9 protein-coding genes are annotated in these 13,671 nt (G+C 70.4%); 6 read left to right on the forward strand and 3 right to left on the reverse strand.

The genetic code is table 11. The features are described from left to right. Positions 1–40: 40 nt before the first annotated feature. Positions 41–1,222, reverse strand: coding sequence for a zinc-dependent alcohol dehydrogenase (locus HC028_RS12165; RefSeq protein WP_168076505.1), 1,182 nt, complete (start codon positions 1,220–1,222; stop codon positions 41–43). A gap of 159 nt (positions 1,223–1,381) precedes the next feature. Here HC028_RS12165 and HC028_RS12170 point away from each other — a divergent pair, with 159 nt between their 5' ends. The 4 genes from HC028_RS12170 to HC028_RS12185 are packed head-to-tail and all read left to right on the forward strand — an operon-like array spanning position 1,382 to position 6,545. Further along, the gene (locus HC028_RS12170; RefSeq protein ID WP_168076507.1) at positions 1,382–2,605 is read left to right on the forward strand and encodes an MFS transporter; all 1,224 of its coding nucleotides are present in this window, start codon (positions 1,382–1,384) and stop codon (positions 2,603–2,605) included. Positions 2,606–2,657: 52 nt separating this feature from the next. Then, positions 2,658–3,353: a FadR/GntR family transcriptional regulator gene (locus HC028_RS12175; protein ID WP_203981121.1), complete on the forward strand. Its 696-nt coding sequence runs from the start codon at positions 2,658–2,660 to the stop codon at positions 3,351–3,353. Continuing rightward, complete coding sequence (locus tag HC028_RS12180) at positions 3,350–4,738, forward strand: hypothetical protein (RefSeq protein ID WP_203981122.1); 1,389 nt, start codon at positions 3,350–3,352, stop codon at positions 4,736–4,738. Before HC028_RS12175 ends, HC028_RS12180 begins: the two co-directional genes overlap by 4 nt. Continuing rightward, a complete protein-coding gene (locus HC028_RS12185) occupies positions 4,731–6,545 on the forward strand; it encodes a GMC family oxidoreductase (protein WP_203981123.1) in 1,815 nt (604 codons plus the stop codon). Before HC028_RS12180 ends, HC028_RS12185 begins: the two co-directional genes overlap by 8 nt. Before the next feature lie 10 nt (positions 6,546–6,555). On the opposite strand, the gene HC028_RS12190 is transcribed toward HC028_RS12185, so the two are convergent. Continuing rightward, positions 6,556–7,050 (reverse strand): flavin reductase family protein, encoded by a 495-nt coding sequence (locus HC028_RS12190; protein WP_203981124.1) that lies wholly within the window; start codon positions 7,048–7,050, stop codon positions 6,556–6,558. A 153-nt stretch (positions 7,051–7,203) separates the two neighbouring features. On the opposite strand from HC028_RS12190, the gene HC028_RS12195 reads away from it, so the two are divergent. Then, a complete protein-coding gene (locus HC028_RS12195) occupies positions 7,204–8,826 on the forward strand; it encodes a histidine kinase N-terminal 7TM domain-containing diguanylate cyclase (RefSeq protein WP_168076513.1) in 1,623 nt (540 codons plus the stop codon). Positions 8,827–8,830: 4 nt separating this feature from the next. Here HC028_RS12195 and dnaE read toward each other — a convergent pair whose 3' ends face one another. Further along, positions 8,831–12,373 carry a DNA polymerase III subunit alpha gene (dnaE, locus tag HC028_RS12200; RefSeq protein WP_168076514.1) on the reverse strand — a complete coding sequence of 1,181 codons (3,543 nt, stop codon included), beginning with the start codon at positions 12,371–12,373 and terminating at the stop codon, positions 8,831–8,833. 193 nt (positions 12,374–12,566) lie between these two features. On the opposite strand from dnaE, the gene HC028_RS12205 reads away from it, so the two are divergent. After that, positions 12,567–13,049: an MFS transporter gene (locus tag HC028_RS12205; RefSeq protein WP_168076515.1), complete on the forward strand. Its 483-nt coding sequence runs from the start codon at positions 12,567–12,569 to the stop codon at positions 13,047–13,049. Positions 13,050–13,671 lie beyond the last annotated feature (622 nt).

The raw sequence follows: 13,671 nt of genomic DNA on the forward strand, positions 1-13,671 counted from the left end.
TCCCCTCTTGTTGAGGAGGGCGCCCCTCGCACGGGGACGATTACGGCTTCAGCAGCACCTTCACAGCGCCGTCCTTCTTCGCCTGGAAGTTCTGGTACGCCTGCGGCGCCTCGTCGATCGGCACCCGGTGGGTCGCGAAGGTGTCCACGCCGAGCGGGTCGGCGTCGGTGAGCAGCGGAAGGATGTCGTCCACCCAGCGGCGGACGTTGGCCTGACCCATGCGTAGCTGGATCTGCTTGTCGAACAGCACCATCATCGGCAGCGGGTCGGCCGTCCCGCCGTACACACCCGACAGGGAGATCGTGCCGCCGCGTCGGACGGCGTCGATGGCCAGGTGCAGCGCGGCGAGCCGGTCGATGCCGGCCTTGTCGATGAGCTTCTCGGCGGCGGCGTCGGGTAGGAGGCCGGCCATGGTCTGGGCGAGCTTGCCGACCGGCGAGCCGTGCGCCTCCATGCCGACCGCGTCGATGACCGAGTCCGCGCCGCGACCACCGGTCAGCTCACGGATCACCTCGGCGACGTCGTCGTGCTGGGTGAGGTCGATGGCGTGGACGCCGTTGACCCGGGCCCGTTCCAGTCGCTCCAGGACCAGGTCGACGCCGATCACCTTGCCCGCGCCGCGGTGCAGTGCGATCCGGGTGGCCATGTCGCCGATCGGCCCGAGGCCGAGGACGACGACCGTCCCGCCCGGGGGCACGGCCGCGTACTCGACCGCCTGCCACGCGGTGGGCAGCACGTCGGACAGGTACACGAAGCGGTCGTCGGGCGGTCCGTTGGGCACCTTGATCGGCCCGAACTGTGCCTGGGGTACCCGCAGGTACTCGGCCTGGCCGCCGGGGATCTGTCCGTACAGCTTGGTGTACCCGAACAGGGCGGCACCCTTGCCGTACTCGCGGACCTGGGTGGTCTCGCACTGCGTCATCAGGCCCTGCTGGCACATCCAGCAGTGACCGCAGGCGATGTTGAACGGGATCACCACCCGGTCGCCGGCGCGGAGGTTCGTGATCGCCGACCCGACCTCCTCGACGATGCCCATCGGCTCGTGGCCGAGGATGTCGCCTTCGGTCATGAAGGGGCCCAGGACCTCGTACAGGTGGAGGTCGGAGCCGCAGATCCCGCTCGAGGTGACGCGAATGATGATGTCGTTGGGGTCCTGGATGGTCGGGTCTGGAACGGTGTTCACCCGGACGTCGCGCTTGCCGTGCCACACCACTGCTTTCACGAAAGCCACTTCCTTACCCGGCCGGACGAGTTCCACCGGCCATTACCCCCAGTCAATGGCCGGAAACGCGGGCGAACCAGGCGTTGTGACCACAGTTACTTAGCCAACCTAACTATATGCCGTTAGGGTTACCCAGTACTCGGTGACGGAAGGAAGTGCATGGGCTCGCACGAGCACGCCAGCCTGATGGGCGCGGTCAAGGGGCAGCCGCGGCAGGTGTGGATCACCGCCTTCGCTGCGGTCATCGCGTTCATGGGCATCGGCCTGGTGGATCCGATCCTGTTGTCCATCGCCGAGGGGTTGCACGCCACCCCGTCCCAGGTGACGCTGCTGTTCGCGTCGTACCTGGGGGTGCAGGTCGTGGCGATGCTGTTGACCGGGGCGTCCAGTGCCCGCTTCGGTGCCAAGCGCACGGTCCTCATCGGGCTGACGCTGATCGTGCTCGCCACCGCGGCCTGCGCCATGGCCAACTCGATCGGCCTGCTGATCGGCCTGCGCGGCGTGTGGGGCCTGGGCAACGCGTTCTTCATCGCCACCGCCCTGTCGGTGATCGTGGGTGCCGCGACCGGCGGCCAGCAGGGTGCGATCCTGCTGTACGAGGCGGCGCTCGGTGTGGGTCTCTCGGTTGGCCCGCTGCTCGGGGCCCTGCTCGGCAGCTTCTCCTGGCGGGGGCCGTTCCTCGGTACGGCCGTCCTCATGGCCGTGGCCCTGGTGCTGTGCGCGGCGTTCCTGACCCCCGACTCGCGGGCGAGCCGCCCGCCGATCGCGCTCCTCGGACCGCTGCGGGCGCTGCGCCACGGCGGCCTGCTCCGCACGGCTGTCGGCTCCGCCCTCTACACGGCGGCATTCTTCACCGTGCTGGCGTGGACCCCGTTCGTGCTGGGCTTCACCGCGGTGCAGATCGGCCTGGTGTTCTTTGGCTGGGGCCTGTGTGTCGCGGTCGCCGGGGTGGCGCTCGCGCCGCGCCTCGCCGGGTGGCTGGGGGAGCGGCGCGCGACGGTCGTGGCGGTGCTCGGGTACGCGGTGCTGATGGCTCTGCTCGCGGTGCCTAGCAAGCCCCTCGTTGTCGCGGTGGTGATCGTCAGTGGCCTCGTCTCCGGCCTGCTGAACACGTTGTTCACCGGCACCGCGATGAGCATCAGCCCGGCCCCGCGACCGGTCGCCAGCGCCGGCTACAACTTCTGCCGCTGGCTCGGTGGGGCGCTGTCGGCCATTCTGGTCGGCCACATCGCCGGGTGGCTGGGCTCGCCGCACGCCCCGTTCCTGGTGGCGGCCGTCTGCTGCCTCGTCGCCGCCGCGCTGCTCACGCGCGGGCACTGGGCCGCGCGGTCGGACTCCCACACGGTGCCGGCCGAGGCGGTGCTGGTCGGCGAACAGCTCTAATTTACTAATCTCAATATTGACGTAACTCCATTCCATTCGGCACAGTGGACCAGTGGATGAGCCACTGGCCCAACCGATCGCCCGCCACGGGGTCGTCGACGCGCTGGTAGCGCGGATACGCGCGGACGTCCTCGCCGAGCGGTACACACCGGGCGCCTACCTGCCGCCCGAGCGAGACCTGGCGGCGCGGTACGGGGTGACCCGGACCTCGCTCAAGCACGCGCTCGTCCGGCTGGTGGAGACCGGGCTGCTGGAGACCCGGCACGGCGTCGGCACCCGGGTGCGGGACTACCGGCGCGACGCGGGCGTCGACCTGCTGCCGTTCCTCGTCGTAGCGGCCGGCCCGGACTGGCTGCCCGAGATCTTCCAGGCCCGCCGCGAGATCGGCGCGCTCATCGCCGCTCGGGCGGCCACCCACGCCACCCCGGAGCAACGGGAGCGACTGAGCGACCTCGTCGCCGAAGTCCGAGCCGCGCCGTCGACCGACGCGGCGCAGCGGGCCGAGTGCGAAGTGCACCGGACCCTCGCCGCAGCCTGCGCCAACCGGGTGTACGCGCTGCTGGTCAACTCGCTGCTGCGCGCCTATGACGAGGTGCGGCACCTCTTCACCGGGCCGTTCTCCGACCCGGTCGCGGCGGCCGCCCGGCTCCGCCGCCTCGTCGAAGCGGTACGGGAAGGCGACGGCCCGGCCGCACACGCCGCCGCGGCGGCCTACTACGCCGAGACCGAAAGGCTGATGCTGGCATGAGGACGGCGTTCCGTGAGGTCATGGCCGGCACCGTACGGCTGGCCGGAGAGCCGACGCCCCGGCCGATGCGCCTCGAACTGCGCGCCGACCTGCCCGGGCTGCTGCACCCGTGGACGGACGCCACCGCCGAGGTCACCGGCAGCGTGAGCGTCGCGGGCTGGGCCGACGACAGTACCGTTTCGGGCAGCCTCGAGGTCGCACCCGTACGGGCGCGCCGGATCCGGTACCGGCTGTCGTTCACCACCCTCGCCGGGCGCCGGATGCACCTGGACGGGTGGAAGTCGATCCGGCTCGACCGGCCGGTGCGGACCATGACCCGACTACCCGCGACCGTGCTCGACGACAAAGGGCGCGTGGTGGGAGAGGCGCGCCTGCGCTTCCACCTGCACCGGGAGCTGCTGCCGATGGTGACGAGCATGCGTACCCGCACCGGCCCGCCGCCGACCGCCGCTGGCCTGTTACGGCCCCGCTGGCGGGGCCGGCGGGGCCGGCTCGAGGTCTGGTACTCCACCATCACCGAGCCCCGCACCGGTACGGGCATCTGGCTGCACCACGAACTCGTGGCGCCAACGGACGGGCGCAACGCGTACGCGCACGGCTGGGCCGGCGTCTTCCCGGCCGACGGCGCGCCCGTACTCGCCCGGTTCGGTCCGGTGTCGTGGCGGCAGCCCGAACCGCCCGACGTCTATGACGCCGACGAGGTGGCGGTGAGCGCCGACCGGCTGCGTGGGCGGGCCGGCGACGTCTCGTGGGAGCTGCGCCGCTCCGGCGGAGGGGAGCCGCTGTACACGTTCCCACGCTGGGCGTGGCGGTACGGGGTGCTGCCGGCGGCCCAGATCGTGCCGCTGCCGGCCGCCCGGTTCACGGGCGCCCTCCGCTACGGCGAATCCACGGTGGAACTGGACGGCGCGCCGGGGAACGTGGCGCACATCGACGGCCACGGCAACGCGGCGCGCTGGGCCTGGCTGCACGCTGACCTCGGGGACGGCGACGTGTGCGAGGTGGTCGCCGCCGTGGCGAAGCGCCCGGGCCTGGCCCGACTGCCGGTGCTGCCCATGGTCCGGCTGCGGCTGGGCGGAGTCGATCTGCCGCCGGCGGACCCACTGCTGGGCGCGGCCGGGTTGCGCGCCGAGATCGGCCTGCCGCACTGGACGGTCACCGGCCGGCTCGGCCCGGCCCGCCTGCGCATCGAGGTCAACCAGCCGGCGGATGGCACTCTCGCGGTCGACTACACCGACCCGGACGGCAGCCGCGCCGTCTGTCACAACAGCGAACGCGCCGACGCGTTGATCATCGTCCAACGCCGCGCCGGCGGTGAGTGGCGGACCTGGCGGCGCTGGACGCTGCTCGGCACCGCACACGCGGAGGTGGGCACTCGTGAGTGACGGTGTCCTTAGCGGCGCGGCGGCGGCCGTCCTCGGCATCGACGACATCCGCGCCCGTGCCGTCGCGGCGCGCGCCACCCGGTTGGCCGCCGCGTTCCCCGGCACCGCGGTGGTCGGCCTGCGGGCCGCGGCCGCGATGCTGAACGCCGCCGCGTACGCGACTGCGGGCGCCGGCCTCGCCGCGCTTCCTCCGGACCGCCGGCAGGCGGTGTGTGACGCCGTCGCCGCCCGCCCGGGCGGTACCCAACTGCTCGACGCGCTGAAGGTGTTTTTCCTGCTCGCCGCGGCGGAGTCCCGCCACGCGACGCCGCCCCCGGCTGGGGGTCACGGGACGCGGCCCCCAGCCGGGCGGCCCGACCCGCCGCTGACGTGCGTCGTCGCCGACGACTGGCCGGCGCGGGCGACTGCGGACGTCGTCGTCGTCGGGTCGGGCGCGGGTGGCGCCGTTGCCGCCCGCGAGTTCGCCCGCGCCGGAGCGCGGGTCGTCGTGGTCGAGGAGGGCCGCCGCTTCACCGTGGAGCACTTCCGGGCGCTGTCACCTGCCGACCGCTTCGTCGCCCTGTACCGGGACGGTGGCGCGACCCTCGCCCTCGGTAGCCCGCCGGTACTGCTGCCGCAGGGGCGCGGCGTCGGCGGTACCACGCTGGTCAACTCCGGCACCTGCTACCGCACCCCGGTACGGGTACTGCGCCGGTGGCGCGACGCGTACGGGGTTGCTGCTGCGGACCCGGAGCACTTCGACGGCCTGCTCGACGAGGTCGAGGCGATGCTCGCGGTCGCGCCGCAGCCCACGGACGTCCTCGGTCGCAACGGCGAGCTGGCCCTCGCCGGCGCCCGGGCGCTCGGGTGGCGGGCGACCCCGCTTCGGCGCAACGCGCCGGGCTGCGCCGGGTCCTGCCAGTGCGCGGTCGGCTGCCCCCGCAACGCCAAGAACGGGGTGCACCTCACCGCGCTGCCGGAGGCGTGCGCGGCCGGCGCGGTCATCGTCACCGGCGCGCGCGTTCACCGGGTGTTCGTCGCCCGCGGCCGGGCCGTCGGGGTGCGGTTCGGGGACCGCGAGATCCTGGCGCCGCTCGTCGTCGTCGCGGCCGGGGCCGTGGAGACGCCCCGGCTGCTGCGCCGGTCCGGCCTCGGCGGTCACCCGCAGCTCGGGCGCAACCTGGCCGTACACCCGGCGGTCAGCGTCGCCGGGCGCTTCGCCGAGCCGGTCGTCTCCTGGTCGGGGGTGCTGCAGAGCGTCGGGGTGGAGGAACTGCACGACGACGGCGTACTCATCGAGGCGACAGCCGGGCCGCCGGGGCTGGTGTCGTTCCTGCCCCCGGGGTACGGGCGACCCCTGCGCGCCGAACTGGACCGGGCCGACCGGCTCGCGACCCTCGGTGCGCTGGTGGCCGACGTTCCCGGCGGCCGGGTCGGCGCGCGTACGGTGCGCTACCGGCTTGCGCCCACCGACGCTGACCGGCTCCGTGAAGCCATCGTGGCCATGGGCCGGATTCTCCTGGCCGCCGGCGCGCAAGAGGTGCTCACCGGCATCAACACCCACCCGTACGCGCGTACGCCGGACGAGGTCGTCGCGGCCGCGTCGGCGGCGGCAGCCACTGACCTGCATCTCGCCGCGTTCCACCCGACCGGGACCGCGCGGATGGGCGCCGACCCCGCCCGGGCCCCGGTGGACCCGGCCGGTAGGTTGCGTGGCGTGGCGGGGGTACTCGTCGCGGACGCCTCGGTGCTGCCCACCTGTCCGGAGGTCAACCCGCAACTGTCCATCATGGCCCTGGCGCTGGCCGTGTGCCGGCCGGCGATCTGATACCGGCTACTCAGGCGGGGTGACCGGCGTCCAAGTCGCTGACCTGGGAGAACATCAGCGGTGACCGGGCGGAGTCGCCCTCCGCGTCCTGGGGCCGGAGCAGGAAACCGGTGTGGTTGCCCAGCGGGAACCGGTCGAGGACCTCGCCGACGAAGTGGCGTGGACAGTCGCTGAGGATTGGTACGCCCGACGGCCCCGACCGCCACGAGCACCGGGCGAACTTGTCGACCTCGTCGCCGGTCTGGGCGCCGAACAGCGCCGCCAACTCGCGCTGCGCCGGATCCAGGCCGTGTACGGCCAGCACCTCGGCGTGCATCGCCACCCGGTACGTGTGGTTGTTCTGCGACAGGCACACCAGGAACCGGTCCGGTTCGAGGCTGCACTGGGTGGTGAAGCCGACCAGGCAGCCGGCCCGCGCGCCGGTCTGTCGATGCACGGCCGTCACGATGAACATGGGGTAGTCCAGCCCGTCCAGGAACTGGTCCAGGTCGCCATCCACGCCCACGTCGACTCCTCCCTCGCAGTACGCGTGGAGCCTATCCGGCAGGCTCCCTCATCCGTTCGGCCTACTGCTCTGACCCGAAAGCCGTACGGAAAGGGTTCAGTTCTGGCGTATGCACGTCGATGAACCATTACGAAGTGGGCTTCTGCTCGGGAGGTGGGCGTCGTGCTTCAGTGGCAGCCGTACGCCCTGATCCCGCTGGCCGGTGCCGTCATCTGCGCGATCGTGTGCTGGTCGGCGTGGCGGCGGCGGAACTCCACTCCCGCCGCGCGGGCGCTGGCGCTCACCACCCTGGGCATCGTCGCCTGGGCGGCGGTCGAGGTTCTGATGTACAGCGTCTCGACCCTCGACGGCCAGATAACCGTCGGCTTGGGCATCTACCCGGGCGTTGCGACCACCGTGCTCGGCACCTTCTGGCTGAGCCGGGTCATCGTCGACCGGGACGCCACCCTCCGGCCGGTCGTGTGGGCGCTGCTCCTCATCGAACCGATCGCGATCACTGCGGCGGCCGCCACGAACGGCTGGCACCACCAGGTCATCGCCTCCGGCACGCTGGTAGGGGACCCGCCGCTGGTGGTCGCGCAGGTCGGCCTGTTCTTCTGGCTGCACAGCGCGTACAGCTACGTCCTGCTGACCATCGGCATGCTCGGCGTGGTCAAGGCACGCCGTACTGCCACCGGTCTGTACCGGCGACAGCTGACCACCATGCTCGTCGGCCCGGCCCTGATGTCGTCGGTCAACCTGTTGACCCTGTGGCTGCTGGCCAACGGCGGCACCGTCGACCTCACCGTCATCGGCTTCGTCCTGGCCGGCGTCACGTTCTGGTGGGCGGTGTTCCGCCAGGGCATGCTGCGACTCGTACCGGTGGCCCGTAGCTTCGTCTTCGAACGCGTGACGGACGCACTGGTGGTCATCGACCGGCAAGGCCAGGTGATCGACCTCAACCCGGCCGCGACCGCGCTGATCCGCAAGGTCCAGCCGGCGCTGCCGGACAACCTGATCGGCCTGCCGTACCACGTTCTTGTCCCCGGTTATGGACCGCGCGACCGGCTCGTCGACGGCGAGCGCGCGGTGCTGGCCGGAGATCGGCAGATCGACCTCGACATCCGATCTGGCGACCTCACCGACCGTACCGGTGCCTCCATCGGACGGGTCGTGGTCGCCCGCGACACGACCGAGCTCAACGACAAGAAGCGCGAACTGGCGGCGGCCAACGAGCAGCTCCAGGAGCAGTTGCGCACCATCGAACGGCTGCAGGAGCACCTCGCCGAGCAGGCCATCCGCGACGACCTGACCGGGCTGTACAACCGCCGCCACCTGATGCACACCCTCGATGCGGAGCTGTCGCTGGCGGAGGGGACCGGGCAGCCGCTGAGCGTGGTGCTGCTCGACATCGACCACTTCAAGTACGTCAACGACCGGTTCGGCCACGCTGTCGGTGACGAACTGCTCGTCGCGATCGCCGGCGTGCTGTCGTCGTCGGCCCGGCAGGGCGACACCGTGGCGCGCTACGGCGGTGAGGAGTTCGTCATGGTGCTGCCCGGTACCACCTCCGAGCAGGCGTGGAACCGCGCCCAGGAGTGGCGGCTGCGCTGCGCCGCGACGGCCGTGCCGACCGACCAGGGCCCGCTGAGCGCGACCTTCAGCGCGGGGGTCGCCTGCTACCCCTCGTCGGGTACGTCGTCAGCGGTCCTGTTGAACGCCGCCGACAAGGCACTGTACCGGGCCAAGGCCGAAGGCCGGGACCGGGTGCTGCGCGCCGACACCCTGGCTGCGTAACCCCTTACTCGATGCCGCCGGCACCGAGCAGCATCTTCACCTCCGAGCGGAACGCGATGTCGTTGGAGACCTTGAAGTCCGGCCCCAGCGCCAGCAGGAGGGTCCCGCCGTCCCGCTTACGCAGCCGCAGGTGTACGGGCACGTCGCCGCGGTGGGCGGTCAGCATCTGCCGGAGCTCGTTTGCCAGCTCCGGGGTGACCTTCTCCAGCGACGTGACCAGCGTGACCGGCGGTTCCTCGCCGGCGACCGTGTTCGGCACGTCCAGCAGCGCCATGTCCTGACCGAAGACGCTGGTCGCCCCGTCACGCTTGCTGACGTGCCCGGTCACCTTCACCACGGTGTCCTCGATCAGGTAGTCGCGCAGCAACTCGTACGACTTCGGGAAGAACAGCACCTCGACGCTGCCGCTGAGGTCTTCGAGGTTGACGATCGCCCAGGTGGCGCCCTGCTTTGTGATCTTGCGGGTGATACCGGAGATCATGCCGGCGAGCACGACCGGCTTGCGGTCGGGGGTGTCCTCCTCCAGGACCTCGTTGATCAGCTGCTCGGAGTTGGCCTTGAGAATCCGCTCGGTGCCGGCGAGGGGATGGTCGGAGACGTACAGGCCGAGCATGTCCCGCTCGAACGCGAGCTTCTCCTTCTTGGGCCACTCCTGGCCGCTGAAGTTGAAGTCGAGACCGACGGGCGTGGAGTCCGCCTCGTCGTCGGCCATCAGGCTGCCGAACAGGTCGAACTGCCCGGCGGCCTCCTGCCGCTTGAGGCCGACGACGGCGTCGATGCCGGCCTCGTGGTGGGCGATCAGGTCACGACGGGTGTGGTTCATGCCGTCGAAGGCGCCGGCTTTGATCAGCGACTCGACCGTACGCTTGTTGCACGCGACCAGCTCGGACTTGGACAGGAAGTCCGCGAACGACGTGTAGCTGCTCTTCTTCTTCCGGGTCTCGACGATGGACGTCACGACGTTGGTGCCGACGTTGCGGACCGCGCCGAGCCCGAAGCGGATGTTCTCACCGACCGGGGTGAACGGGCCGGAGGACTCGTTGACGCACGGCGGCAGCACCTTGATGCCCATGGTGCGGCACTCGGCCAGGTACAAGGCCATGGTGTCCTTCTTGTCGCCGACGCTGGTCAGCAACGCGGCCATGTACTCGGCCGGGTAGTTGGCCTTCAGGTACCCCGTCCAGTACGAGATCATCCCGTAGCAGGCGGTGTGCGCCTTGTTGAAGGCGTAGTCGGCGAACGGGACCAGGATGTCCCACAGCTTCTGGATCGCCTCGTCGGAGTACCCGTTGTCGCGCATGCCCTGGCGGAAGGGTACGAACTCCTTCTCCAGGACCTCCTTCTTCTTCTTGCCCATGGCGCGGCGCAGGTTGTCGGCCTTGCCGAGGCTGTAGCCGGCGAGCTTCTGCGCGGCGCGCTGCACCTGCTCCTGATAGATGATCAGGCCGTAGGTGACGTCCAGGATCTCGGCCAGGGGCTCCTCGAGCTCCGGGTGGATCGGGGTGACCTCCTGCAGGCCGTTCTTGCGCAGCGCGTAGTTGGTGTGCGAGTTCGCGCCCATCGGGCCGGGCCGGTACAGCGCCAGGGCCGCGGAGATGTCTTCGAAGTTGTCGGGCTTCATCAGGCGCAGGAGCTGGCGCATGCCGCCGCCGTCGAGCTGGAACACGCCCAGCGTGTCACCCCGGCCGAGCAGCTCGTACGTGGGCCTGTCGTCCAGCGGCAGCTTCAGCAGGTCGATCTTCTGACCGGTGGTGGCCTCGATGTTCTTGACCGCGTCATCGATGATCGTCAGGTTGCGCAGGCCCAGGAAGTCCATCTTCAGCAGGCCGAGCGACTCGCAGGTCGGGTAGTCGAACTGCGTGATGATGGCGCCGTCGGCGTCACGCTGGATCAGCGGCACGTGGTCGATCAGCGGCTCGGCGGACATGATGACGCCGGCGGCGTGCACGCCGAGCTGCCGGACCAGGCCCTCCAGGCCCCGGGCCACCTCCATCACCTTGGCGACGTCGGGCTCGTTCTCCACCAGCTGGCGGACCTCGGCCGCCTCGGCGTACCGGGGGTGCTTGGGGTCGAAGATGCCCGACAGCGGGATGTCCTTGCCCATCACCGCCGGCGGCATCGCCTTGGTGATCTTGTCGCCGAGCGCGTACGGGTACCCCAGGACCCGGCATCCGTCCTTGATCGCGGCCTTGGCCTTGATCGTGCCGAACGTGGCGATCTGCGCGACCCGGTCGGAGCCCCAGCGCTCCGTGACGTACTTGATGACCTCGCCGCGCCGACGTTCGTCGAAGTCGATGTCGACATCGGGCATCGACACGCGCTCGGGGTTGAGGAACCGCTCGAAGATCAGCCCGTGCGCGAGCGGGTCCAGGTCGGTGATGCCCAGCGCGTACGCCGCGAGGCTGCCGGCCGCCGAACCACGGCCCGGCCCGACCGGGATGCCGTTGTCCTTGGCCCACATGATGAAGTCGGCGACGACCAGGAAGTAGGCCGGGAAGCCCATCTGGCAGATGATGTCCAGCTCGTACTCGGCCTGCTTGCGGTGCTCCTCGTCGTACCCCTCCGGCCAGCGGCGGTCCATGCCCCGCCAGACCTCTTTGCGGAACCACGACTCCTCGGTCTCACCCTCGGGGACCGGGAACTTGGGCATGAGGTTGTAGAACTCGAACATGCCCTTGGTCTCGACGCGCGAGGCGATCAGCAGGGTGTTGCGGCACCCCTCCTGCCACGCGTCGGACTGGTCGATGGCGTACATCTCCGCGGCGGACTTGATGTAGTAGCCGTTGCCGTCGAAGCTGAACCGGTTCGGGTCGGACAGGTTGCTACCCGTCTGCACGCAGAGCAGCGCGTCGTGGGCGTCGCGCTGCTCGGCGAAGGTGTAGTGCGAGTCGTTGGTGACCACCGGCGGGATGCCGAGCTTGCGCCCGATCTCGAGCAGGCCGTCGCGGACCCGCTTCTCGATCTCGAGGCCGTGGTCCATCAGCTCCAGGAACAGGTTCTCCTTGCCGAAGATGTCCTGGTACTTCGCGGCGGCGGCGAGTGCGGCCTCCGGCTGGCCGAGCCGCAGCCGGGTCTGCACCTCGCCGGACGGGCAGCCCGTCGTGGCCATGATCCCGGCGGAGTGCTCGGCGATCAGCTCGGCGTCCATCCGGCCCTTGACGTAGTGACCCTCGATGGAGGCCCGGGAGTTCAGCCGGAACAGGTTGTGCAGGCCCTCGGCGTTGCGCGCCCACATCGTCATGTGGGTGAAGGCGCCGTTACCCGACACGTCGTCGCGCTTCTGCTCCGGAGTACCCCAGAAGATCCGCTTCTTGTCGAACCGGGAAGCCGGCGCGAGGTACGCCTCCACGCCGATCACCGGGGTGATCTCCGCGGCTACGGCCTGCTTGTAGAAGTCGTTGGCGCCGTGCATGTTGCCGTGGTCGGTGATCGCCACCGCAGGCATCCCCAGCCGCTTGGCCTCGCCGAACATCTCCTTCAACCGGGCCGCGCCGTCCAGCATCGAGTACTCGGAGTGCACATGCAGATGGACGAACTGGTCGGTCAAAGTGATCTCCCCCGGGTGCGACGCGGACCTATGACCGTAACCGCCAATGAGGCGCCGGGGTGGGTTCGGATGGGCGTGTCGCGGCGTGCGTCACCCAACGAACCTCACCGACCCGCCGCCCTGCCCCCGACCATGATCATCACGGCCACGGCGGCCGTGGGGAATGTCGGGGGAGGGCTACACGGTCACCACCATGGCGGACAGCAGTCTATGGCGGGAGCGGGACTTCGCGCTGCTGTGGAGCGGGCAGACCGTCAGCGAGTTCGGCTCCATGATCACTACGATCGCGTTGCCCCTGGTAGCGGTGGTGAGCCTGCGGGCCTCGCCGTTCGAGGTGGGCCTGGCCACCACGTCCTCGTGGCTCGCCTGGCTGGTCGTCAGGCTGCCCGTGGGGGTGCGGGCGGACCGGCTGCGTCGACGTCCCCTGATGATCTGGGCGGACCTGAGGCGGGCGGTCGCACTGGCGACGGTACCCATCGCCTGGGCGCTGGACGGGCTCACGGTAGCCCACCTCATCGCCGTCGCCACCGTCATCGCCGTCGCCACCGTCATTGAGTCGCCACTGTCACTGAGGGGTACGGGAATGTGTCCTGCCGGTTCCATGTTGAGCTCCCTGCCTAGCCTGCGTGGATGGGGCGCTCGCCGCGGAGAATGTTGCCTGAGGGGCCGGCGTTGACAGAGAAGTCGTCCGCAACGGGTCGGGTATCGGCTCGGGACGGACCCGCCGGTCGCGGGAATGAACCTCCCACGGTCGGCGTTGAACTCTTATGTGCCCGCCGGTGCGGCTTGTCCGCGTGGTGAGGCCGCTGGTTCCGGGAATGTCTCCTGGAACGGTCAGCGTTGAAGTAGGTCGTCTGGTCCGCCGCTGCGGCGTCGCCATCTCCCTGCACGGAGCGGGGAATGCGGCGCGCGGTTGTGGGGTTGGACTGCCCGCGTCACCCGTACGTACGGCCAGGTCCGTGCGGTACGGGTCGCCGGGGAATGTTTCCCGGGGGCACGGCGTTGACAGAGAAGTCGTCCGGAACGGGTCGGGTATCGGCTCGGGACGGACCCGCCGGTCGCGGGAATGAAATTCCTGTGGTCGTCGTTGAACTCTCTTGTGTCGCCCGCGTGCGCGGCTTGGCCGCGCGGTCGGGGTGCCGGCCTCGGGAATGCTTCCCAGGGATACGGCGTTAACCAACGGGCCGCCCGGTCGCTCTTCGAGGTCGTCCTCGGGGGCATGGCCGGGACCGCTGGTCGCGGGAATGAAGGTTCCCCGGTCGGTGTTGAATACGGAGTACGTCCACGCGGCGTCCTGC

Source organism: Planosporangium flavigriseum, from assembly GCF_011947225.1.
Classification (GTDB): Bacteria; Actinomycetota; Actinomycetes; order Mycobacteriales; family Micromonosporaceae; genus Planosporangium; species Planosporangium flavigriseum.

Coding starts and splice junctions, on each gene's coding strand:
- HC028_RS12170 (WP_168076507.1), top strand. CDS start 1,382: ATGGGCTCGCACGAGCACGCCAGCCTGATGGGCGCGGTCAAGGGGCAG.
- HC028_RS12180 (WP_203981122.1), top strand. CDS start 3,350: ATGAGGACGGCGTTCCGTGAGGTCATGGCCGGCACCGTACGGCTGGCC.
- HC028_RS12205 (WP_168076515.1), top strand. CDS start 12,567: ATGGCGGACAGCAGTCTATGGCGGGAGCGGGACTTCGCGCTGCTGTGG.